Raw genomic sequence first — 23,084 nt, 5'->3', positions numbered from 1 at the left:
TGCTCGATCATCGCGATCAGCCGCATCCGCCCGCCGCACTCGAGGCACGCCATGACGTCGTAGCCGAACGTGCGGCGCATCAGCTCGGCCCAGGTGTAGTTGCGCGGCGAGAACGGTTGCGGCTCGGCCGTCTCGGCGGAGTCGGCGTCTTCGGCGGCGCCGGCGGCCGGCGCGACACCAGGGCGGCCGTAGGCGACGACGCGGCTCCTCCAGTGAGCGTTGGGCGCCAAGACGCCGTGGTAGATGAGCAGGTTGATCTGGGGCCGCGGGATGATCGCCGCGAGCCGCTCGAGCAGCTCGAGCGGGTGGAACACGAGCGCGGTCGTGCCGTCCGACCACTTCGTCTTCTGCGTGAGGAGGATGTTGCCGTCCGGCAGCTCGCGAAGACGGCTCTCGGCAATGGGCGGGCGCAACAAGTAGCGGAGCATTCGTTCGAGGCGATCGCGCTCCTCGGGTTTGGCCGGTGCGCCAGCGTGCAGATCGAAACCCTGGTACCGTGCGTGGCGCTTCCGCTTCGGCGCCTTGACGATCTCGTCCGGTTCTTCGCCGATCCGCCGCACGCGTTGCCCCGTTCGAGGACCGAACGCGGAGATCCCCTGCACCGAGGCGCCACTCGCCGCCGCGAGCGCCGGGCTCTCCTCGACGAACGGATCGTCCCAACCGTCGTCTTCGTTGTCACCGTTCGAGATGCGTGAGCGGCCGAGCAGGCGGAGGACGCCCTTGCGAACTCTCTTCACGATCGCCGCGACATCCTCGGTCGACGGCGCGGGTAGCCGGACGAACGAGAGAAGGGGCGAACGGCCGTTCGCCCCTACATCTTCCTTTTCGACGAACACGCCGTCGAGCGCGGCCATGTGGAAATGGACGTTGAGATTCAACGCGCCCCCGGCTCTCTGGATGACCGTCACGGCGCCGGTCCGGGCGTTCGCGAGGCCGCGCTCCGTCGCCCTCTTCCGCTGATACCTGTCGAGGACACGCCAGAAGACCCGGAGCACCTTCCGCGTGAGATCGTGGTTCCACGCGAGCCGGTAGCGCAGGAGGAACGGCAGGCTGAGCACCCACTGCCGCACCGGCACGAGCGGAAACACGGAATCCACGAGGTGCGCGGCGAGCTCCGCCATGCGCCTCCCAGCGCAGCTCGGGCATGCTGCGCGGCGCTTGCACGAAAAGGGAACGAGACGTTCTTTGCCGCACGTCTCGCACTTGAGCCGCGCGAAACCACCCGAGAGCGAACCGCACGACAGAAACCTCCGAAGCTCGTCCACGACGAAGTCCGGGACGCCCTCCCCGTCTTCTGACCCGCCGCGTGCTTGGCGGAGGAACTCCTCGAGGTTCTCGCGCACGACCTTGTGCAGCACCGTCGCGTCCGGCGCACGCGGTCTGTATCCGGCGCTCTCCGGGGCGAACGACGAGCCGGACGACCAGGAAGGTTCGAGTTGGCGAGCGCTCTGCACGCGGCTGCGGGAACCACGATGTGTGCCGAATCGGGGGAATCAGAAGAGACGCGGATATTCGCAGTTACATGTCACCGTGAGCGGCGGGGACGCCGGCGGCCGCCGGTGGCCGCCACCGCACTAGCCGCCGACCGGCCCGACCTGCCTCCTGAACTGATCCGAGCGCAGCGGTCGCACGAGGTGGTGCTCCAGGAAGGATCCGAGCGCGGCCTCGATCTCGAGGAGCGCGGGGTCCGGGATCGACGCGTCCGCCGCCGCCGCGAGCTCTGCTCTCTCGAGCTCGGCGAGCGCCCCGACGGCGTCCGCGGTGAGGAGGATCGGCCCGCCGCCGCACGCGGTGCAGACGATGCCGCCGCGACGGGGATCGAAGTGGGCCTTCCTGCCCGGCGGGACCTTGCGGCCGCACGCGTTGCACCGGCTGGCGCTCAGGCCGAGGCCGGCGCAGGCGAGCACCCGCAGCGCCGCGGAGATCGCGAGCGGTCGGGTGGCACCGCTCGAAGCGCGCGACAGGAGGCCGAGCGCCTCCGCGACGACGCCGAACAGGCGCGGGTCCGGCTCGTTCTCGGGGATCACCTCCCGCGCGAGCTCGATGACCAGCGCCGCGGCGCCGAGCCGCTCGAGATCCTCGGCGAGGCCCGGGTGCGCCTCGATCAGCGTCGCCTCGCTCAGGGAGTGAAGCCCCTCCCGGCCGCGGGCGTGCCCGAGCACGACCTCGACGAGCGCGAACGGCTCGAGCGCCCCGCCGAACCGCTTGCGGCTCGACCGCGCGCCCCGCGCCACGGCGGAGACCTTTCCGAGCTCCCGCGTCAGGAGGGTCAGCAGGCGATCCGATTCGCGCAGATCCACGGCGCGCAGGACGAACGCCGCGGTGGTCGTGTCGGGCATGGCCTCGCCGCGCTACAGCCCTCGCCGGGCCTCGGCGCACGCGGCGCCGGTCTCCGACGCGGGATCGATCTCCTCGCACGCCGAGAGCGCAACGCGCGCCTCCTCGAGCCGGTCGAGCCGAAGGTTCGCCAGGCCGAGGAGATGGTGCGCCTCCTGCAACTTGTCGCAGCCGGCCTGCGTGATCCCGATGGCGGTCGCGAGGTTGGCCACGGCGTTCGTGTAGTCGCCCTTGAGGTAGTACGCCTGTCCCAGCCGATACATCCCGACGCAGAAGAGCGGCTGGTCGAACAGCGCGCGGCGCAGCGTCTCGATCGCCTTGTCGTACTCGCCGAGCTCGATGTACGCCCAGCCCAGGTTCCCGAGCGCGAGCCACGGCTCCCGGTTCAGCACCTCGCCCGCCGCCTCCTCGAGGCAGACGACCGCCTCTTCCGGCTTCTTCTTCTGCAGCAGGAGGACGCCGAGGCTGTTCAGCGCCTCGACACGGGCCGTCGGCATGTCCACGCCGCGGAGGCGGACCGCGGTGCGCAGGTGGACCTCGGCCTCGTCGAGCTCGCCTCTGCCGAGGCGGATCGTCCCGAGCAGGTACTGCGCGTCGTCGTTCTCCGGGTTCGCCTCGATGGCGCGCGTCAGGTGCCGGATCGCGGCGAGGTTGTCGTGCTCCTCGAACCAGGAGATGTACGCGGCCTGGTAGAAGCGATCCGATTGCCGGAGATCCTCGTCGGATATCTTCGCGCCGCACGCCGCGAGCAGAGCCGCTGCGGCGAGGATCGTGGCGATCGGACGAGCGGTCTGCATGCCGACTTGGTAACAGGAAAAGCGCGTGGGGTCAAGCAACCGGTGGCAGAAAAACCTTTTAGAGACGGCAGGTTACCGCCGATCTGGGACGTTCAGATCGCGGTGAAGACGTAGGTCTTCTTCACGTCCTCGAGTTGCGAGGCGTCGCACTTGAAATCGACGTTGACGACGTCGACCTTCACGATCGCGGCCTCCTCGTGTCCCGCGCCGAGGATGATGCGCGCCTTGTCCTCGGGCGACGTCGACGCCCGCCCGCCGCGCAGGTTCTTCGTCGCCGCGAGCTCGACGGTGTTCTTGCCGGGCTTGAACCACGCCGACACCTCGATGATCAGCTCCGCATCGCCGGCCTTGATGACGCGCCGCTGGACGCCGTTGACCTTGAGGACCACGTCGTACTGCGCGCGCCCGGCCGGAGACGGCTTCGTGACGAGGAAGTACCGCTGCCGAAGCTGCGGGTTGGCGCCGGCCACGTCCTTCTCGTCCACCGCGCTCGCCGCACCGCCCGGCTTGCCGTCCTCGTCGACCACCTCGACCTTGTACCGGTCCGAGCTGATGTGGACGTCGCCGTTCTCGTCGATGTGCACGGTGGCATCCTTGAACGTCTGCCTGCGCAGGTCCCCGATCTCGACGCCGTTCAGGTAGACGTTGCGCGCCGACGCGAACGGCGCCGCGAGAAACACCGCCATCGCGACGGCCAACGCGGCACCCAGGTGGCTGCGGATGCTGTGCATGGGTTCACCTCCCCTGTTTCCGCCGGGTCTTGGACGCGCGGGGGGCGCGCGTGATTCAGGCCTCACTCTTTCTTGAGGTTTTCCTTCATCCCCATGAGCCGGTACAGCTTGCGCAGCGCGTCGACATCGTAGATCTCGAGCTGCTCCCCGGCGATGCCGAGGAACCTATTCTCCTTGAGCTGGAGGATGCCGCGCTTCACGGTGTCGACGTCGATCCCGATGCGCGACGACAGCTCGATGGGGGACACCCCGAGGAACACGTGGGTCTGGCCGGGCGACGCGCTCTGGGCGAGGCGGATCAGCGTGTTCACGATCTTGCTCTGGCTGTCGCGCAGCATCATGTTCTCGATCCGCTCCTCGGCCGCCTGGAGCCGCCGGATGAGCTGACCCAGGAGCTTCAGCGCCACCTCGGGCTGCTCGTTGAGCAGCGCCTCGAAGTCGTCGGTCGTGAACGCGAGCACGCGGCATTGCCCGAGCGCCACGGCGGACGCGGATCGGAGCTGGCCGCGCACGAGCGCCGCCTCGCCGAAGATGTCGCCGGCCTTGAGGATGACGATGTCGCGCTCGACCGCGCGCACCCGCTTGAGCAGCCGGATGCGGCCCTCGAGGATCATGAACACCTCGGCCGCCGGGTCGTCCTCGCCGAAGACGACGTCGCCGCCCGCATAGCTCCTGCCGAACCGCTCGAACAGCCGCTCCGTGTTCTTGGATCGCGCGTCCATCGCGGCCCATTCTAGAGAATGCCCGGCCAAAAGCAACGGCTCATCCGGAGCGACGGCGCAGGGTACGAAGAGTGGATCTGGGCTGCAAAACTCGCTAGCGTGTTCCCCGATGGCGATCCGCCTCGACATCGTCGATCCCGGCGACCCGGGCGCCGCGCACTCCCGGAGCTTCGTCCAGGACCGGGTGATCATCGGCCGCGCGCGGAGCTGCGACGTGTGCCTTCCCGACATGGCGGTCTCGACGCGCCACGCCGAGATCCGGCTCGACGGGAACGACTACAAGGCGGTCGACCTCGGCAGCCTGAACGGGACTTTCATCGCCGGACAGCGGCTCGTCCCGCACCGGGCGCGCCGCCTCTCCAACGAGGACATGATCGACGTCGCGGGGTTCGAGATCCGTTTCCGTCTCGGCGTGGCGCCCGGGCCGCCCGCGGGGCGGGACGAGGCCGCGATCCAAGCGCGCGCGATTCTCGCCGGCCTCCTCGCGCGATCCGGCGAGAGGCCCCCGCCCTCGCTTCTCGTGATCGGCGGGCCGGGCCCCGCGAGCCGGTACCCGCTGCCCGAGCCGCCCGCGGCGCTGCGCATCGGCCGCGCCAACGATGCCGACATCTGCGTCGACGATCGCGACGTGTCGCGGTACCACGCCGAGGTCGTCCGGACCGCGACCGGGATCGCCGTGCGCGACATCGAGAGCCGCAACGGCTTAATCGTCGGCGGCGAGCGGGTCGCCGAGGCGGAGATCGCACCCGGCGTCCCGTTCACCGTGGGCGGCACGACGTTCGCCCTCGAGCACCCGGCGGACGTGGCGCTCGCCGCGATCCAGAGCGCCCCGGAGGAGGAGACCTCGTCCTTCGCGCCGCCGCGCCGAACCGCAGCCGGACACGACGCGAAGGACGCCCAGGTCTCGGCAAAGACGCCCGAAGCCTCGGCGGAGGCGCCCGAAGCCTCGGCAAAGGAGCCGCTGCCGATCGGCCCCGAGGATCCGCTCTCGTATCCGGGCCAGCCAGGATACCAGCGGACGACGCGCGAGATCCCGCGACCGGATCCGCCGCCGGGGCGAGGGGATCTCGGGCTGATCGTCGTCGGCGCGATCCTGCTCGTCGCCGCGGTCGTCGCGCTCGCGCTCCTGTTGACGTGATCGATCTTCTCTGAATAAAAAAGAGGCTGGCGGCATCCAAGCGGGTGGGAAGGCAGGTTCTCCATGGGCAAATGCGTACGCACGGCGGCTCTCCTGGCAGGTTTTCTGCTCCTCCTCGCGGCGTGCACGGCCAGGCCGGCGATCGACGTCGAGGGCGACGGCTCCGGCACCGCGAAGGTCAGGCTCGAGGTCAAAAAGCTGTTCGCCGACTACTTCACGGCCGATGACGGCGCCAAGGTGTTCGACGTTGCCCGGATCGAGAAGGGGATCGAGAAGCGGCCCGGCTTCGTGGTGCGGCGGATCTCGACGCCGACACCGGAGACGCTCGAGATGGATCTCGTTTTCCACGACATCCGCTCCCTCTTCTCGGATGAGATCCCGCCCAGCAACAACGGGATCATCCACGTGACGAAGAAGGACGGAAAGACGACGATCGCGCTGCACCTCGACAGGGATAGCGCGAAGCAGGTCGGCACCTTGTTCTCGGCCGTCTCCAACCCAGCGTTCAAGGAGATGAGCCCCCGCGAGCAGCGGACCCGCACCGAGAAGGAGTACCTCGAGGCGATCGAGTTCGCGGTCGGCAAGGAGGGCCCGCCGCTCATGAAGGGCTCCTACCTCGAGCTGACCGTGCGGCCCAACGGCGAGATCGTTTCCCAGGTGGGCGGCAAGATCATGAACGGCACGGCCGTTTTCAACGTGCCGCTCATGCGCATGATCATGCTCGAGAAGCCGCTCGACTACTCCGTCACGTTCACCCCCGCGCCAAAGAAGGGCGCGAAGAAGCCCAAGGTCTGATCGCTTCTTCCTTTCCCGTCCATTCCACTCCGTCCATGCCGTCCACTCCGTCCACCTCTGTCGATTTCCGGCGCCTTCTCCCACGAACGTCCGATATCGTTTCCGGCTGGTGCCGTGCGCCGATGGAGGTATACTCAACAGGTGCCGTTGAAGGCACCTTTGGAGGTACCAGATGCCGACAGCCAAATTTAGTGAAGACGTCCGTCCGATCACCGATCTGAAGGCGCATGCGTCCGAGATGGTGACGAAGGCATGCGCGTCCCGGCGCCCCGTGTTGTTGACCCGCCGCGGCCGGGGTGTCGCGGTTCTCATCGGGCTCGACGCCTACGAGCAGCTCGAGACGCGCGCGGTTTTCGTCGACGCCGTGCGCGAGGGATCACTCGCCGCAGAGCGAGGCGATCTGCACCCGGACACTGACGCCGAGGCGATCCTCGATTCTTTTGGGCGGTGAGATGGCGGGAAAGAAGAAGGCTCTTTGGACCGGCCCGGCGCTTCGCGACCTCGAAGAGATGCGGGATTGGATCTCCCGTGACAATCCGACGGCGGCGCGACGCCTCGCACAGAGGATTCGCGACGCGGTGAGGCGTGCCCAACGGCACCCGGAGTCGGGGCGAGTCGTCCCCGAGCTTGCCATGTCCGTCTATCGAGAAACCATCGTCTCGCCCTACCGCATCATCTACACCTTGAACGAAAATGCGTTGGTCGTCTTGCGCGTATGGCACGGCAAGCGCGATTTCGGCTAACGGCTACCGACCCCGATTCCTTCTCTGATCCGAGAACAGCGCGAAGAGGACGCCCAGGATTAGGATGAACGCGTTGACCTTGAAGGTCGCGGCGAACGCGTCGCAGATCCGGCTCTTGAAAATCTTCTGGAGCTTCGGGTGGAGCGTCCGGATCTCGTCCTTCTGCTCCTCGAACGTCTTCGCCATCTTCTTCGCCATGAACGGCGGCACCGAGTCGAGCACCTCGGCCTTCTTGCGATCGACCTCGGCGAGCGTCTCGTCGAGCGTGGCGAGCTTGCGCGACTGGGAGAACCCCACCCCCGAGATCCGCCTCAGTATCGGTGCCTTGATCTGATCCCGGAGCGCGTCGTTCGCCGTGACGAGCGCCTTGGCCTCGCCCTTGGCCCACCCGATCTGCCGGTCGACCGTGCCCGTGAACATCGTCACGATGATCGCCACGCCGAGCACGGTGCCCACGGTGCGGGTCATGTTGCCGACGCCCGACGCGATGCCGATCTTGTCCGCCGCCACCGCGCGCACGGTCGACCCCACCACCGGCGCCATCGCCGTTCCGATCCCGGCGCCCATGAGCATGAGCCGCCAGACGATCTCCCCGTTCGTCGCGTCGGGGCGCAGCCCGCTGTAGACGTAGACCGACGCGGCGAGGATCGCCATGCCGGCGGTCGTGAACCACCTCGACCCGAGCTTGTCCGACAGCGCGCCCGTGATGGCGGAGAACACCGTCGAGGTGAGCGGCAGCGCCGTGATGACGATCCCGGCCTCGAGCTCGGTCTTGCCCATGACCTGCGTGAGGAAGAAGGCGAGGAAGAACACGCCGTTCATCATGCCCATGCCGAGCACGAAGAGCGTCGCGTTCCCCGCCGAGAACGGCAGGGAGCGCAGCATCCCGAGCGGGAGCATCGGCTCCTTGGACCTGACCTCGGCGAGCACGAACAGGACGAGGGAGAACGCGGCGCACGCGAACAGCCCGAGGATGGTCGGCGACGTCCAGCCGAGATCGTTCGCCTTGATGAGCGCGTACACGAGCGAGAACGCCGCGGCGGTGAGGCTCGCCATGCCGGACCAGTCGATCCGGCGCGAGGACGTCGGATCCTTGGTCTCGCGGATGAGGAACTGGGTCAGCACGAGCGAGAGGAGCCCGATCGGGATGTTGATGTAGAAGATCCACTGCCAAGAGAGCTTGTCCGTGATGACGCCCCCGAGCGCCGGTCCGCCCGCCGCGGCGAGCCCGGCGATCGCCGCCCACGCGCCGATGACGGCGCCGCTCTTCTCGGCCGGGAAGAGGTCCAGCACGATCGGCAGCGTGACCGGCACGAGCATCGCCGCGGACAGGCCCTGGAGCACGCGGAAGAAGACGAGCAGGTTCACGCCCGGCGCGAGCCCGGCGAAGAGCGACGTGATCGTGAACAGGGCGAGGCCGATGGAGAAGACGCGCCTGCGGCCGAACTGATCCGCGAGGCGCGACGCGGTGATGAGCGGCACGGCGAACGCGAGCGCGAAGCCGTTCACCACCCAGGAGATCGTCTTGATGTCGGTCCTGAAGTGCTCCGTGATGCGCGGGAGCGTGATGTTGACGATCGTCGAGTCGAGAATGGCCAGGAAGAACGCGAGCATCACCGTGCCGAACGCGGCGTAGCTTCTCGCTGGAACGGCCATCGTCTCCTCCTGGATCGCGCGTCGCCGGTGACCTTATCCGAAGTCGCTCGGATTTACATCCGCCGATTTCCAAGTTAGGACCTTTGCGTGAAGCTGCCCATCCTGCCGACCCCGGTCGCGATCGCCGTGTTCGCGGTGCTCCTCGCGGCAGGCGCCCTCGCCGCGACGCGGATCTCCGTCGAGACGGACGTCACCGAGCTGCTGCCGGACCGCGGGGGCGATTCGCTCGTCGAGCTCGCCCGCAGGTTCGGGATGATGCGCAAGGTCGCGGTGGTCGTCGGGCCCGAGGCGAAGGGCGACACGGATCGCCTGCTCGAGGCCGCGGACGCTGCGGCCGACGCGCTGGCGAAGCTCGACGGGGTCGCGGCGGTGACGAGCCGGGTGGAGATGGACGAGGCGAGGCGGGCGGCGGCGGTCGTGCTCGGGCGGGCGGCGAGGCTCGCGCGCGCCGACGCGCTCCCGAAAAACGAGGCGGAGACGGCGGAGCGCGTGGCCCAGCTCAAGGAGCGGCTCGGCGCACCCGAGGCGATGGTGATCCAGGAGTACCTGCTGCAGGACCCGCTCGGGCTCGGGCGGGACGCGCTCCGCGGGCTCGAAGCCGTCGGCGAGGGCCAGGGCGCCCGCGTGGAGCGGGGCCACCTGGTCTCGCTCGACGGACGGTACGCCCTCGTCTTCCTCGATCTCTCGTTCGATGCGCTCGACGTCGAGCGCGCGACGGCTTTCGTGCGGGAGCTCGACCGGACGGTCGCCCGCGCCCTCGAGGCCGAGGGCACGGCGGACATCCCGGTTGTCGCCCTCGGCGGGGTCCACTTCGCCTCCGCGAGCGCGTCCTCGCTCATCGCGGATCTCAAGTGGTGCTCGATCGCGATCACGGTGCTCGTCGCCGGGGTGTTCCTCCTCTTCTTCCGGCGCCTGCGGCTCCTCCTGCTCGCGCTCGTCCCCGGCCTCCTCGGCAACGCGATCGCCGCCGGCGCGATGGGGCTCGCCGGGCAGCGCGTGCATGCGCTCACCCTCGGGTTCGCCTCGACGATCACCGGCATCAGCATCGACTACGCGATCCACCTCTACCACCGGGCGCTCGGCGAGACCGAGGGCGACACCAGGGCGCGCATGGCCGCGGCGCTCCAGGCCGTGGTCAGGCCGGTGACGCTCGGGTGCGCCACCGCGGTCGCGGCGTTCCTGCTCGTCGCAACGTCTTCGTTCACGAGCGTCCGGCAACTCGCCGCCTTCGCCGCGATCTCGGTCGGGGTGTCGCTCCTCACGGCGCTGCTCCTGCTCCCCTCGCTCCACAGGCTCGCGCTCGGCGGCGCGGGTCCGGGGCTGCGCGACACCGCGGAGCGTTGGTCGCGCCGGTTCACGCGGCTCGGCACGGGAGCCGTGGGCGCGCGGCGCGCGGTCCTGCTCCTGGTGTTCGCGGCGGCCGCCGGCGCCTTCGCGTTCGGCCTCTTCGGCGTGACGCTCTCCGGGGATCCGCGCGATCTGGGCTACACGCCGCCCGATCTCGTCGCGAAGCAGGACCGGCTGTCGAGGCTGTTCCCCGGGATCGCGGATCAGGCGCTGCTTGTGGCCGAGGGAGGCTCCCGCGACGAGGCGCTCGCGCGCAACGACGCCCTCTATGCCGCGCTCCTCGCCGGCGGCGTCGAGAAGGACGACGTCGTTTCCGTGAGCCCGTTCCTCCCGTCGCTCGCGACGCAGAGGAGGTCGCTCGACGCGTCCGCGGCCCTCTTCGATCCCGGTGCAGGGGGGGCGAGGACCGCGCTCGCGGCCGCCGGCTTCGCGCCGTCCTACATCGAGGGCCTCGACGCGATGCTCGACGCCCCGCCGATCGAGCCCGCGGACTACAGCGGCACGAGCCTCGGCCGGCTCGTCACGGAGGCCTTGGTGCAGCAGGGCGGCCGCTGGTACGTCCTCTCGCGGGTGAAGGGCGCGGCCCGGGCCGACTCGCTCGCCGCGATCGCCGAGGCGGTGCCGGGCTGCCGCCTCGCGTCCGAGCGGGTCGAGGCGCAGGGCACCCTCGACGCGCTGCAGAAGGATCTCGCCTGGATGCTCGGCATCTGGGGGGCCGTGGCGCTCGTGCTGATCGCCGTGGTCGAGCGCTCGCTCCTCTTCTCTCTGCGCGCGGTGCTGCCCCCCGCGTTCGGCGTGCTCGCGGCGGTCGGGCTCTACGGCCTCATCGGCCGTCCGGTCACCCCGGTCGCTTCCGCGGCGCTCACCATGGTGCTCGGCCTCGGGATCAACTACGGCGTGTACGTCGAGCACGAGCCGGCGGGTGAGCGCGGGCGGGTCGCGGCGGCGGTCTTCGCGGACGCCTTGACGACGATCGTCGGGTTCGCGGCGCTCGCGTTCGCGAACAACCGGGCCATGGCGGACATCGGGCTGATGATCGTCGTCGGCCTCACCGCGGCGATGCTCTGCGCCGTGATCGTGCTCCCGGCGCTGCGGGGAAGCGGGGTGGACTGAGACGAGATGATTGGTATATACGAGGTCGTTCTTGGTTCGTCGCCGTGAGGAGCCCATGAAGACGCGGGTTGCAGAGCTGATCATCCGCTTTCGCTGGCCGATCCTGATCATCGCCGTGATCATCACGGCGGCGTTCGCCACTCTCCTGCCCAAGCTCGAGGCCGACGACGACGTGCTCCAGTTCCTCCCGGCCGTGGATCCGGACATCGCGCTCTTCCATCGCGTGAACGAGAAGTTCGGCGGCCTCGACGTGGCGATCGTCGGGCTCGAGGCGGACGACATGTTCACGGCGGAGCGGCTCACCGAGATCCGCGAGCTGACGCGGCGGCTCGCGCGGGTCGAGGGCGTGTATGACGTGATGTCGTTCACCGAGGTCCCGGACCCGCAGCCCGGCCCCGTCGGGCTCAACGTCGAGCCGCTCGTCGACAGCGTGCCGACCGATCCCGCGGAGCTCGAGGCGCTCAGGGCCAGGGTCCTCGCCAACAAGAACGCGGTCGGCAACCTGATCTCCAGGGACGGCGAGGCGGCGATGATCCTCTGCTTCCTCGGCGGCAAGCGCGCCGCCGTGAACGTCGCCGCGGACATCAAGACCGCGTCGTCGAAGCTCTGGACCGGGAAGGGGATCTACTACGCCGGCTCGCCGTTCATCCGCCTGCACGTGGTCGGCGGCACGAAGACGGACATGAGCAAGCTCACGCCCGTCGTCATCATCGTCGTGACCCTCATCACGTTCCTCCTGTTCCCGAAGCCGCTCGGCGTGGTGCTCAGCCTGTCGGTCGTCGGCATGGCGCTCGTCTGGACGCTCGGGCTCTTCGTCCTCCTGGGGAAGAAAATCACCATCGTCGATTCCTCGATCCCGACGCTGTTCGTCGCCATCGGCGGCGCCTACGGCATCCACTTCCTCGGGGCGTACTTCACCGGCGCCGCTCCGACGATCCACGGGCGGATCGTGGAGGCGTTCAGGGAGCGCGTGGGGCCGGTGTCGTTCTCGGCGTTCGCGACCTGCGCGGGCTTCGCCGCGTTCCAGGCGATGAACGTCGGGCCGATGCGCGAGTTCGGGTGGCTGTGCGCGCTCGGCATCCTGTTCATGCTCCTCCTCGCGCTGACCGTGATCCCGGCCGCGATGTCGTTCAGCCGCAACCTCCCGACGCGACTCGGGGCGGCGCCGCTCGCGAGGTCGCTCGGCCGCCTCGGCAGCTGGTCGCTCGGCCACAGGCGCGGCGTGATTGCGGGCGCCGCCGTCCTGGCGGCCGTGAGCGTCGTGTGCGCGGCGCGCGTGGAGCCCGACTCGACGCTGCGGACGTTCTACGCCGACGGCTCCGAGCCGGACGAGGCCAACAAGTTCCTCGAACGCCGCTTCGGCGGCTCCGTGATGCTCCAGATCTATTTCGAGGGCGACATGCGCTCGCCGTTCGTGCTCGCCGAGCTCCGGAAGATCGTCGAGTACCTCCAGCAGGATGACAACGTCGTGCAGGTGAGCTCGATCATCGATCCGCTCGTGATGATGGCCGAGGCGATGGGCGGCCGGCCGGACCTGCCGATCAGCCAGGAGCGCACGCAGCCGCTCTACCCGTTCATCGAGGGCAGCGCCGCCATCGACCAGATCATCTCGCCGACCAAGGAGGCGAGCCTCGTCCAGGTCCGGCTGAAGAACCTGCCGCCCGAGATGATCAACGCCGCGGTCGACGGGCTCCAGGCGTTCGTCGCGAAGGAGATCCCGCACGCGGTGAGCGGGATCGAGGTCCGGAAGCTCCCGCCGAAGGATCGCGAGCGGCAGACGGAGGCGATGATCGGCGAGATCTCCGCGCGCCTCGTGCGCCTGATCGACATCCACGGGCGCGAGCGCGCCGCGCAGGGCGCCGAGCGGCGGATCGCGGCGGCGATCCGCGAGCACGGGATGAAGGAGGATCTGGTCCCGGGCCCCGACGTCGCACAGGCCGTCGACGCGATGATCGCGGAGCACGTCATGGGCGAGGGCGCGCTTTTCATGGAGCCCGAGCCGGATGCGGACGCGGAGGCCGCCGCCGAGTGGGTGGAGCGGGAGAGGCGCTTGCGCGATCCGCTCGGGGAGGCGCTTCGCGGGTCACCCGACCTCGCGACCGTGACCGACGCGCTGCGGAACGCCCTGCCGCTCACTGCCGCGCGCGATCCCAAGGGGCTCGAGCTCAGCGCCGACGCGCTCGCGACGGCCATGGCAGACGCGCGGGCGATGATCGAGGCGACCAGGCTCGCCGCGCCGGTGCTCGCGGCGGCCGGCGTGTCCGCGCCGCCCGCGGAGCTGGAACGGCGCATCGCGTGGGCGCTCACCGATCTCGACGCCCCGGCGTTCGGCCTCCCGAGCGAAGGGCCCCAGGCGAGCAAGGTCGCCGCCTTCGTCACGGGACAGCCCGTGGTCAACGCGGCGTTCGCCGACTGCATCTCGCGCAACACGATCGCCTCGCTCATCGTGACGTTCGTGCTCCTGATCGCGCTGCTCACGATCGCGTTCCGCTCGATCGTCGTCAGCCTGAAGGCGCTCGTCCCCGCGCTCGTCATGTTCGCGGTCGCGATCGGGGTCATGGGGGCCGTGAAGATTCCTCTCGATCCGACGACGAACATGATCTCGGCGATCGCGCTCGGCGTCGGCGTCGACTACGCGATCCACTTCCTGTGGCGGCGGCGGCGGCGCCGGGAGTCGCTGCAGGTGGCCTCCGAGACGATCGGGCCGTCGATCGCGTCGAACGCGATCCAGGTCGCGGCCGGCTTCTCGGTGCTTGCCATCTCGGACATGATCCCGATGCAGCGGTTCGGGCTCCTCGTGGCGCTGACGATGATCCTGTGCGCGGTCGCGACGTTCGTCCTGCTGCCCGTTCTCAAGGCCGAGGGCTCGCTGCCCGACCTGGTCGACAGCCGGGCCCCGGCGCACCCCGCGGCCACGGGCGAGTAGCGAAGAGAAACGAAGGACGTGGGACTCCGAAGGGAAAAGGCCAAGACCGGGCTCCTCACGCTGGCCATCGGCGCGCTCGGGGTCGTGTACGGCGACATCGGGACGAGCCCGCTCTACACGCTGAAGGAGATATTCTTCGGCGCGGTCGAGCTCGAGCGCTCGCTGCCCAACGTGCTCGGCGCCCTGTCGCTGATCTTCTGGACGCTGACCATCGTCGTCTGCCTGAAGTACGTCCTGCTCGTCCTCCGCGCGGATCTGAACGGCGAGGGCGGCATCTTCGCGATGCTCGGCATCATCCGGAACCGGCAGCAGGGCGCAAACGGAAAACCCGGCGCCAAGCCGGGCCGCCGGATCGCGGTGATCACGACCGCCGTGATCATCGGCGCCGCGTGCCTGTACGGGGAAGGCGTGATCACGCCGGTCATTTCGGTGTTGTCCGCGTACGAGGGGCTCGAGGTGGCCACGACCGCGCTCAGCCCCACGGTGGTCCCGATCATCACGTTCGCCACGCTGTTCGGCCTGTTCTGGTTCCAGAGCCGTGGCACGAAGAACGTCGGCAGGGCGTTCGGGCCTATCATGGTCGTGTGGTTCCTCACGATCGGTGTCGCCGGGCTCTACTGGATCGTCGCGCACCCGCAGGTCCTCGCGGCCGTGAACCCGGCCTACGCGGTGGAGTTCCTGACCCGCATGGGGCCGAAGGCGCTCTTCATCCTCGGTGCCGCGGTGCTCGCCATCACCGGCGTCGAGGCCCTGTTCGCGGATCTCGGGCACTTCGGGCGCGACGCGATCCAGGTGAGCTGGTTCTCGCTTGTCTACCCGGCGCTGCTGCTCAACTACTTCGGCCAGGGCGCGCGGCTGCTCGATCCGGCCTCCGTCCCGAACGGCCACCTGTTCTACGCGCTCTTCCCCCAGAACGGGCTCCTGTACGTCTTCGTCGCGCTGGCCACCATGGCCACGGTCATCGCCTCCCAGGCGCTCATCTCGGGCGCGTTCAGCCTGACGCGGCAGGCGATGGCGCTCGGCTTCTTCCCGCGGCTGCAGATCGTCTTCACGTCGGCGAAGATCCAGGGGCAGATCTACATGCCGGGCGTCAACTGGCTCCTGTTCGCCGGCTGCGCGATCCTCACGTTGACGTTCCGCACGTCGAGCTCCCTCGCCGCCGCGTACGGGATCGCGGTGACGGGGGCCATGATCATCACCACCTTCGTCTTCTTCTTCGTCGCGCGGGGCTGGGGCTGGCGCTGGTACCTCATCGGCCCGGCGTGCGCCCTCTTCCTGGCCGTGGAGCTATCCTACTTCGGCGCCAACACGATCAAGATCGTGGACGGCGCCTACGTGCCGATCGCCATCGCCGTCGCCCTCTTCTCGCTCATGAAGACGTGGCAGTGGGGGCGCGGCGTGCTCGCCAAGGCGTACATCGAGTTCGCCAAGTTCCCGATGCACCACTACATCGAGCTCAAGCAGGCGCTCATGGAGAGCCCGATGCTGCGCATCAAGTACGGACAGCGCGAGGTCGCCCAGGTGGAGCGCGCGGTCGTGTTCCTCTCGTCCCGGGCGATCTCGAAGCCCGAGGACCCGTGCCCCATGGGGCTGCGCGTCTACGTGCGCCGCAACGGCGCCGTCCCGAAGCACGTCATCCTGCTGAACGTCCTGCAGACCAACCGGCCGTTCGAGCCGGAGGACGAGCGCTGCAAGACCATCCCGCTCGGCGCGAACATCGTCGCGGTCAACGCGCGGTACGGCTACATGCAGCCGCCCAACGTGCCGAACCTCCTGCGATCGCTCAAGCAGGCGGGAATCATCAAGATCAACGAGAACCGCTGGACGATCCAGGTCGGCGAGGAGGAGCTCATCATCGAGAAGTCGCTGCCGTGGCTGCGGCGCCTCATGCTGCGCTACTTCCAGCTGATACTGCGGATCGCCAACCCGGCGGATCGCTACTTCGGGATGCGCGAGCAGGCCGGTCGCAACAAGACGGTCATCCCGATCGTGGTCGGGCCGGACTCCGCCCGCATCGCCATCACCGACGAGGAACCGGTCGAGGATATCCGGCCGAGCCGCGCCTCGGCGCCGTAGCGACTACCTGACGTACTTGTTGACCATCTTGGTCAACTCGAACATCGACGCCTGGGCCTTCCCGAACAGCGCCCTGAGCTTGTCGTCGGCGTTGATCATGCGCCTGTTGACGGAGTCCTGGAGCTTGTTCCTCTTGATGTAGTCCCAGATCCTCTTGGTGATCTCGGTGCGCGGAATCGCCTTGTCGCCGATGATCGCCGCGAGCGGGCCGAACGGCTGCTTCGGCGCCATGAACGCCGCGTTGGGCTTGCGCTTCACTTTCACTTTGATCTTCTTCACGGCCTTCTTGGCCGGGGCCTTCTTGGCGACCTTCTTCTTCACGACCTTCTTGGCCGGGGCCTTCTTGGCGGCCTTCTTGGCCGGGGCCTTCTTGGCGACCTTCTTCGCCGGGGCCTTCTTGGCGACCTTCTTCTTCACGACCTTCTTCGGGGCTTTCTTCGTTGCCATTACGGTTCTCCTGTTGAAGTTGGTTGATCACACCGAGAGCGTATTCAACTCCCTTTTCGTTGAGGAACGCCTTCGCTGCATCATGAGGAAAATACTAAGAGCGATTCTCAGAGTGAAGCAAGGCCTTTTTCAGAGGGAGAGAACATATTTTTCGAGGGGAGCGCCCGACGGGGGTCGGGACCCGAGCGCCGTTTGCAGGCTTTCGGGGACTCGGATACTCTCTCCGTGCGACCGGAATCGGCCGCGAGAAACGATCACAGGAGGAGAACAATGAGACGTGCCCCATGGCTCACGGGTCTTCTGGCGCTCGGCTTCGCCACGCTCGTCGCGGTGCCGGCGTCGACCACGGTGCTCCAGCATTTCGACGTCGAGCGGCTTTCCGCCGTCGCCACGATCATCGCCGTCGGCGAGGTCGGCAGCGTGGACGCGCGCTGGAACGAGCCCCGCACCAAGATCTACACGCGCGTCTCGGTAAAGCCCACGGAGGTGCTCAAGGGCGGACGTGACCTCGGCCCGCTGATGATCAAGATGATCGGCGGCCAGGTCGGCGGGGACGCGGCGAGCCTGCCGGGGACGCCCGTGTTCGTGCGGGGCGAGCGGGTGCTCGTCTTCCTCGAGCCGCGCGAGGACGGCGACGGCTATCACGTCGTCGGCCTGTTCCAGGGCGTGTTCCGCCTGCGCCGGGACGAGCGAGGCGACGAGCAGCTCTATCAGGACCCGCAGCCCCGGGACGTGACGGTCGTCGACGACGGCGGGGGCCGGGCGGCGACCAGGATGGTCACCCTCGAGGACGTGCGCGCGATCGTGAAGGGAGGCCGCCCATGAGAACGGCGATGCTGATCCTCCTCGCGGCCCTCCTCGCGTTCGCGGCCGGCTGCAGCAGCTCCTCCGGGGGCGGCGGCGGCACCGACACGGACGTCGACACGGACTCCGACACCGATTCCGACACCGACGTCGACACGGATTCCGACACCGACACCGACACCGACACCGACGCGGACGGCGGCGTCGAGTGCGACGGCAACGAGGACTGCGACGACGACAACCTCTGCACGGACGATCTGTGCGACGACGGGTCGTGCGTCCACGACGACAACACGGAGCCCTGTGACGACGACAACGAATGCACCCTCGACGACGCCTGCCTGTCCGGGCTCTGCCAGGGCGGCGACCCGCTGATCTGCAACGACGGCGACGTCTGCACGGACGACAGCTGCGACCCCGCCGCGGGCTGCGCCTACGTCAACAACACCGCCGCGTGCGACGACGGCCAGTACTGCTCCACCGACGACCAGTGCCAGGACGGCGTCTGCGCCGGGGCGGGCACGTTCGACTGCGACGACGACAACCCCTGCACCACCGACAGCTGCGACGACGTCTTCGGGTGCCAGTGGGTGAACAACACGGCGGGCTGCGACGACGGCGACCTCTGCACCGTGGGCGACGTCTGCGGCGGCGGCACCTGCCAGGCGGGCGCCGGCGCCCTCGACTGCAACGACCTCGACGTCTGCACGGACGACAGCTGCCACCCGACCGCCGGCTGCCAGCACGCCTTCAACACCGTTCCGTGCACCGACGGCGACGCCTGCACGATGGACGACGCGTGCTACGCCGGCGACTGCGTCGGCGCGCCGCTCGACGCGGACGACGACGGCCACGTCTCCGACGCGTGCGCGGGCGGCGACGACTGCGACGACGACGACGAACTCGTCAACCCCGCGGCGTTCGAGGGGCCGCTGGGCGACGCGGTCTGCTCCGACACCTTGGACAACGACTGCGACGACCTGACCGACGCCGCCGATCCGCAGTGCGGCCTCTGCGTCACGGCGGAGGACTGCGACGACGGCAACGTGTGCAACGGGGCCGAGGGCTGCGGCGCGGGCGGCATCTGCACGCCCGGGACGCTGCTCGACTGCGACGACGACAACATCTGCACGACGAACTCCTGCGACCCGACGGACGGCTGCGCGTGGGCGAACAACACCGCCCCCTGCGACGACGGCGACGCCTGCACGCTCGGCGATCACTGCGCGGCCGGCAGCTGCAGCGAGCACACCTCGACGCTGACCTGCGACGACTTCGAGCTCTGCACCGACGACAGCTGCGTCCCGGCGACGGGCTGCGTGTTCGCCCCCAACACCCTCGCCTGCGACGACGGGGACGCCTGCACGCTGGGCGACCAGTGCCACGAGGGCGGCTGCGTGGGCGGCACCCTGGTCGACGCCGACGGCGACGGCTACGGCTCGGGCGACGGCTGCCCGGGCAACGACTGCGACGACGGCGACGAAACCGTCCACCCCGGCGCCGACGAGCTGTGCGACGGGATCGACAACGACTGCAACTGGCTCGTCGACGAGGGCTGCCCGGAGTGCGACACCGTCGACGCAGAGGACGAGCTGCGGATCGACAACGACTTTCCGCTGTCGGGCTACCTGCTCGCGGCCGGGGACGAGGTGTACAACATCTTCTTCGTCGACGCCGAGGCGTACAACCTCCAGCAGATCCAGGTCGGCTTCTACGACTTCTGCCCGGACGGCGAGACCTGCACCGGCAACGGCGACTACTCGGTGCACGTCTACGCGGACGAGGACGGGCTGCCCGGGGCCGAGCTCGCCTCGACGCCCGCGTTCACCGTGGCCACCCAGTGGACGGATCTCTACACCTTCCCGCTGACCGCGCCGCTCGCGCTGATCAAGGATCAGCTCTTCTGGGTCGGCGTGCGCTCCCTGGACGACCAGACCGCGAACTACTTCCTGCCGCTCGTTGACGGCGGCGTGCTCGTCCCGTACTTCGGCGGCGCGCTCTACAGCACGGCCGACACCACGTACTACGGCACGATGGGCAACTGGGTGATCCGGGGCGAGGGCTGCGCCGAGGGCCCGTGGCTCGGGCTCACGAGCCACACCGACTCGCTGGCGGTGCTGCCGGCGGGCGGCACGGTGACCACCACCGGCACGCTGCGCAACCGCGGCCCGGAGAACACCGCCGACGCGGTGGTCGGCACGCTGAGCTCGGGGGAGGACCGGCTGACGGTGACGGCCGGCGCGAACAGCTTCGGCGTGATCAACGCCGGCGCCAGCGCCACCGGGACGCCCAGCTTCTCGATCGCGGCCGACGCCGCCGCGTTCGGCATCTACCCGGTCATTCTCGACTCGAGCGACGGCCCCAACAGCTGGCTCGACGCCTGGGGCATCTACGTCCAGGGCGACGGCTGCGACGACGAGAACTACCAGCTCGTCGTCGACAACGACACGCCGACCTACTTCATCCCGGCCGCGGCCGGCGACGAGCTCGGGCAGTACTACGTGGTCGACGCGACCGGCTTCACGCTCACCTCGGCCGAGGCGCAGTTCTACCGCAACAGCGGACCCGTCAACGCGCAGTTCCGGCTGAAGATCTACACCTACCGGGCGGGCTACCCCGACAAGGCGATCTACACCGCGTCGTCGTGGACCACGGTCAGCGGCACCGGCGTCATCCCGGTGACCTTCACCCTGCCCACGCCGCTGACCTTCAAGCTGGGCGACACGTTCTGGGCCACCATCGAGTTCCAGGACGACCTCAGCGCCGACGAGTTCGGGCTGCTCACCGACGACGGCGACTACGCCACGACGACCTGGTTCAACGGCGTGTTCTGGGAGGAGGCCACCTCCACCTGGTCGCCCATGTACCTGTCGTACCTCCTGCGGATGAACGGCTGCCGCTCGACCGAGCTGGTCTACGACGCCCACACCTCCGCGCCGTCGCCGATCCCGGCGGGCGCCGCGGCGACGCTCTCGATCACCATCGCCAACGTGGGCGGCGTGGACGCGACGGGCGTGACCGGCGTCCTGTCGTCGTCGGACCCGGACGTCACAGTGACCCAGGCGGACGGCACCTTCGGCGACGTCGCCGCGGACGGCGGCACGGCCACGGCCGGCGGGTTCGCGGTGAACGTCGGCGCGGCCGCCGACGAGTTCCAGTACCTCCTCGACCTGGCGCTGACCGACGGCGTCACCACGTGGAACACCGTCGTGCCGCTGCAGCTGCAGGGCGGCACGCTCAACCTCGTGGCGCTAAACCTCGTGACCACGCTGGTCGGCTCGGACGTCCGCTTCAGCTTCGAGGTGGCGAACACCGGCAACATCGACTGCTACACCGACTTCGACATCGACCTCTACCACGACCTCGACGCGGTCCCGACCGCCGGCCTGCCCGGAGACTGGAGCACCACCCGCTCCTTCCTCGGCGCGGGCGACACGATCTCCTACGTCGCCTGGCTCGAGGGCGCGCCGCCCAGCAACTACAACTCGTACGTGCAGATCGACACCTACGGCGAGGTGAGCGAGTCGAACGAGGCGGACAACGTCGCCGGCCCCGCGAACCTGCCGATCGGCGACGCCGACGTCTTCGCGCTGCTCTCCCCGGCGCGGAAGTGGTTCCCCGCCGACATGCCGGTCGAGTACCGCTTCGTCACCGCGAACGCCGAGGACTCGATGGTCGATCCGACCGAGCTCACCGCGGTCCAGCTCGGCTTCCAGCACTGGCAGGACGTGCCGACCGCGTCGATCACCTTCACCCAGATCGCGAACGCGGCGGCCGGCGGCGGCGGCTTCAACAACGACGGGTTCAACACGATGAGCTTCGAGGATCCCGACGGCGACCTGGGCACCGGCGTGCTCGGGGCCTGCCTGCCGATCTTCGGCAGCCAGACCATGATCACCAACGGCACGACCTTCCGCCGCATGACCGACGCCGACATCGTGTTCAACAACAACGTGCTGTTCTGCACCGACGCCGAGGCGGCGAGCCCCAGCTGCTCGGGCGAGTTCGACCTGGAGGGGATCGCGACCCACGAGATCGGCCACCTCGTCGGCCTCGACCACCCGGACGTCTACGAGGCGACCATGTACTGGTCGACCGGCCCCTGCAACGAGGCGCAGACGACGCTCGCCACCTCGGACATCAACGGCGTGACGTTCATCTACCCGTAGGCGAGCGACGCCCCGCGCCTCCCGGGACTCCGGGGGGTGCTACTCCCAGGCGAGGCAGAGGAAGGGGACCGTCATGGAACAGGTCTGGGTCCCGAAGAGGATCCAGTTCCCGTCCACGGCGGTGGCAGATCCGATGGCGCCGCTGTAGGCGGCCGCCGCCGAGTACCAGTTTTCGCAGGTGTCCGTGTAGCCAGTCCCGTCCGAGTAGGATCCGGACCACCAGAAGCCGCTGCCGAGCGCGCCCGCCGCCGCCAGGGTCATGTCGATGCTCCCGTCGAAGAGATCGGCCCAGTTGTCGGCGAAGACGGTGCCGCCCGGCCCCGAGAAGGGCCGGTTGGTGGGGATCGAATACGCGGACGCCATGTCGATCATCTCGTCTCCGTCGAACGAGATGAGCATCAGCACGTGGTCGTCCGGCAGGCCGGGATAGGTGCTGTCCCGGATGGTGCGGCAGGCGTTGTCCCCCGTCGCGCGGGAGCCGCCGAGGTTGCCGAAGCTCGGCGCCGTGGGAAAGACGAAGATCTGCTGCAGCGTCGTGACCACGACCGGGGTGTAGGCCGCGCGGTTCCAGAGCTCGTCCTCCACGAGCACGTTGAACCAGTAGTCGTGCGCCGGGGAGAGGCTCGACACGTCGACGGCGGTCACGTCGCTGGTCCAGTCCATCACGACGGTGCCGTTCTCGATCGCCTCGGTCACCGTGGAGATGTTGTTCGAGTCGGAGCGCACCAGCCGATAGCGCAGGTCGATGGGCCAGGAGCAGTTGTCGGTCGCGGCGGTCCAGCTCAGCGAGACCGAGGTGGCGGTGATCGTGTCCTCGGCCGGGTCGATGACGCCGCCGCCGCCGGGGACGGGCGGCGTGCCGTCGATGCCGGCGCCCTCGAGCTCGATGATGAACGGGTTCTCGTCCGCGTCGTCGCTCTCGATGGTCAGGACCGCCGCGTAGTCGTCGCACGTGAACGGGTCGAACCGCAGGTCCATGTCGAAGGACTCCGCGGTCGGGAGGGTCTCCACGAACTCGCTGAGATCGAGCGTCCACACCTCGGTCCCCACGCCGGTGACCGCCGGGTCGGCCGTGAGGTTCAAGTCCGCGCCGCCGGTGTTGAGGACGCTGATCGTCAGGGTTTTGGATTGTCCGGCCTCGCCGTCCGCCACCGTGTCCGGGAAGGCCAGGGTGTCGCCGTTGGAGATCTCCGTCCAGTCCAACCCCCCATCGACACAGCTGACCGCTATCTCCGGGGAATCCGTGTCGGTGTCGGTGTCGGTGTCCGTGTCCGTGTCCGTGT

At 68.9% G+C, this 23,084-nt stretch carries 17 protein-coding genes; 9 read left to right on the top strand and 8 right to left on the bottom strand.

All coding sequences use genetic code 11. The features are described from left to right. The 5 genes from M0R80_23275 to M0R80_23255 all read right to left on the bottom strand — a co-directional run. Positions 1–1,454: transposase (locus tag M0R80_23275; protein MCK9462554.1), on the bottom strand; the 1,454-nt coding region annotated here is incomplete at its 3' end. 120 nt (positions 1,455–1,574) lie between these two features. Beyond that, positions 1,575–2,339 carry a DNA repair protein RecO gene (recO, locus tag M0R80_23270; protein ID MCK9462553.1) on the bottom strand — a complete coding sequence of 255 codons (765 nt, stop codon included), beginning with the start codon at positions 2,337–2,339 and terminating at the stop codon, positions 1,575–1,577. 12 nt (positions 2,340–2,351) lie between these two features. Continuing rightward, complete coding sequence (locus M0R80_23265) at positions 2,352–3,134, bottom strand: tetratricopeptide repeat protein (GenBank protein MCK9462552.1); 783 nt, start codon at positions 3,132–3,134, stop codon at positions 2,352–2,354. Positions 3,135–3,226: 92 nt separating this feature from the next. After that, positions 3,227–3,865, bottom strand: a complete 639-nt coding sequence (locus M0R80_23260; GenBank protein MCK9462551.1) for a hypothetical protein — start codon at positions 3,863–3,865, stop codon at positions 3,227–3,229. Positions 3,866–3,927: 62 nt separating this feature from the next. Then, positions 3,928–4,587 (bottom strand): Crp/Fnr family transcriptional regulator, encoded by a 660-nt coding sequence (locus tag M0R80_23255; GenBank protein MCK9462550.1) that lies wholly within the window; start codon positions 4,585–4,587, stop codon positions 3,928–3,930. A 109-nt stretch (positions 4,588–4,696) separates the two neighbouring features. Between M0R80_23255 and M0R80_23250 the strand changes: the two genes are divergently transcribed. The 4 genes from M0R80_23250 to M0R80_23235 all read left to right on the top strand — a co-directional run bounded on the left by M0R80_23250 (position 4,697) and on the right by M0R80_23235 (position 7,263). After that, positions 4,697–5,725, top strand: a complete 1,029-nt coding sequence (locus tag M0R80_23250; protein MCK9462549.1) for an FHA domain-containing protein — start codon at positions 4,697–4,699, stop codon at positions 5,723–5,725. Between the two features lie 63 nt (positions 5,726–5,788). Next, positions 5,789–6,520 (top strand): hypothetical protein, encoded by a 732-nt coding sequence (locus M0R80_23245; protein ID MCK9462548.1) that lies wholly within the window; start codon positions 5,789–5,791, stop codon positions 6,518–6,520. A gap of 172 nt (positions 6,521–6,692) precedes the next feature. Beyond that, positions 6,693–6,971 (top strand): type II toxin-antitoxin system Phd/YefM family antitoxin, encoded by a 279-nt coding sequence (locus tag M0R80_23240; GenBank protein MCK9462547.1) that lies wholly within the window; start codon positions 6,693–6,695, stop codon positions 6,969–6,971. Between the two features lies 1 nt (position 6,972). Then, the gene (locus M0R80_23235) at positions 6,973–7,263 is read left to right on the top strand and encodes a type II toxin-antitoxin system RelE/ParE family toxin (protein MCK9462546.1); all 291 of its coding nucleotides are present in this window, start codon (positions 6,973–6,975) and stop codon (positions 7,261–7,263) included. A gap of 3 nt (positions 7,264–7,266) precedes the next feature. Here the strand turns inward: M0R80_23235 and M0R80_23230 are convergent, their stop codons facing one another. Beyond that, the gene (locus M0R80_23230; GenBank protein ID MCK9462545.1) at positions 7,267–8,919 is read right to left on the bottom strand and encodes a DHA2 family efflux MFS transporter permease subunit; all 1,653 of its coding nucleotides are present in this window, start codon (positions 8,917–8,919) and stop codon (positions 7,267–7,269) included. An 87-nt stretch (positions 8,920–9,006) separates the two neighbouring features. Between M0R80_23230 and M0R80_23225 the strand changes: the two genes are divergently transcribed. From M0R80_23225 to M0R80_23215, 3 genes are read left to right on the top strand one after another with little or no spacing between them, the layout of a single operon-like run. Then, a complete protein-coding gene (locus tag M0R80_23225; protein MCK9462544.1) occupies positions 9,007–11,379 on the top strand; it encodes an MMPL family transporter in 2,373 nt (790 codons plus the stop codon). A 55-nt stretch (positions 11,380–11,434) separates the two neighbouring features. Continuing rightward, complete coding sequence (locus M0R80_23220) at positions 11,435–14,305, top strand: MMPL family transporter (GenBank protein ID MCK9462543.1); 2,871 nt, start codon at positions 11,435–11,437, stop codon at positions 14,303–14,305. An 18-nt stretch (positions 14,306–14,323) separates the two neighbouring features. After that, entirely contained in the window at positions 14,324–16,381 is a 2,058-nt protein-coding gene (locus tag M0R80_23215; protein MCK9462542.1) for a KUP/HAK/KT family potassium transporter, read from the top strand. 3 nt (positions 16,382–16,384) lie between these two features. Here the strand turns inward: M0R80_23215 and M0R80_23210 are convergent, their stop codons facing one another. Then, positions 16,385–16,828, bottom strand: a complete 444-nt coding sequence (locus M0R80_23210) for an SWIB/MDM2 domain-containing protein (protein ID MCK9462541.1) — start codon at positions 16,826–16,828, stop codon at positions 16,385–16,387. Positions 16,829–17,098: 270 nt separating this feature from the next. Here M0R80_23210 and M0R80_23205 point away from each other — a divergent pair, with 270 nt between their 5' ends. Both M0R80_23205 and M0R80_23200 read left to right on the top strand, forming a co-directional pair. After that, a complete protein-coding gene (locus M0R80_23205; protein ID MCK9462540.1) occupies positions 17,099–17,653 on the top strand; it encodes a hypothetical protein in 555 nt (184 codons plus the stop codon). Further along, positions 17,650–21,801, top strand: coding sequence for a matrixin family metalloprotease (locus M0R80_23200; GenBank protein ID MCK9462539.1), 4,152 nt, complete (start codon positions 17,650–17,652; stop codon positions 21,799–21,801). Before M0R80_23205 ends, M0R80_23200 begins: the two co-directional genes overlap by 4 nt. 39 nt (positions 21,802–21,840) lie before the next feature. On the opposite strand, the gene M0R80_23195 is transcribed toward M0R80_23200, so the two are convergent. Continuing rightward, positions 21,841–23,084: fibronectin type III domain-containing protein (locus M0R80_23195; GenBank protein MCK9462538.1), on the bottom strand; the 1,244-nt coding region annotated here is incomplete at its 5' end.

The sequence above is a fragment of the Pseudomonadota bacterium genome (genome assembly GCA_023229365.1).
GTDB lineage: Bacteria > Myxococcota_A > Polyangia > JAAYKL01 > JAAYKL01 > JALNZK01.
The sequence above is the reverse complement of the archived record's forward strand: the minus strand, read 5'-3'. Positions and strand labels throughout refer to the sequence as shown.

Excerpts from the sequence above, each read along its gene's own strand:
- recO (MCK9462553.1), bottom strand. The coding sequence starts at position 2,339 with ATGCCCGACACGACCACCGCGGCGTTCGTCCTGCGCGCCGTGGATCTG.
- M0R80_23265 (MCK9462552.1), bottom strand. The coding sequence starts at position 3,134 with ATGCAGACCGCTCGTCCGATCGCCACGATCCTCGCCGCAGCGGCTCTG.
- M0R80_23260 (MCK9462551.1), bottom strand. The coding sequence starts at position 3,865 with ATGCACAGCATCCGCAGCCACCTGGGTGCCGCGTTGGCCGTCGCGATG.
- M0R80_23255 (MCK9462550.1), bottom strand. The coding sequence starts at position 4,587 with ATGGACGCGCGATCCAAGAACACGGAGCGGCTGTTCGAGCGGTTCGGC.
- M0R80_23250 (MCK9462549.1), top strand. The coding sequence starts at position 4,697 with ATGGCGATCCGCCTCGACATCGTCGATCCCGGCGACCCGGGCGCCGCG.
- M0R80_23245 (MCK9462548.1), top strand. The coding sequence starts at position 5,789 with ATGGGCAAATGCGTACGCACGGCGGCTCTCCTGGCAGGTTTTCTGCTC.
- M0R80_23240 (MCK9462547.1), top strand. The coding sequence starts at position 6,693 with ATGCCGACAGCCAAATTTAGTGAAGACGTCCGTCCGATCACCGATCTG.
- M0R80_23235 (MCK9462546.1), top strand. The coding sequence starts at position 6,973 with ATGGCGGGAAAGAAGAAGGCTCTTTGGACCGGCCCGGCGCTTCGCGAC.
- M0R80_23230 (MCK9462545.1), bottom strand. The coding sequence starts at position 8,919 with ATGGCCGTTCCAGCGAGAAGCTACGCCGCGTTCGGCACGGTGATGCTC.
- M0R80_23220 (MCK9462543.1), top strand. The coding sequence starts at position 11,435 with ATGAAGACGCGGGTTGCAGAGCTGATCATCCGCTTTCGCTGGCCGATC.
- M0R80_23210 (MCK9462541.1), bottom strand. The coding sequence starts at position 16,828 with ATGGCAACGAAGAAAGCCCCGAAGAAGGTCGTGAAGAAGAAGGTCGCC.
- M0R80_23205 (MCK9462540.1), top strand. The coding sequence starts at position 17,099 with ATGAGACGTGCCCCATGGCTCACGGGTCTTCTGGCGCTCGGCTTCGCC.
- M0R80_23200 (MCK9462539.1), top strand. The coding sequence starts at position 17,650 with ATGAGAACGGCGATGCTGATCCTCCTCGCGGCCCTCCTCGCGTTCGCG.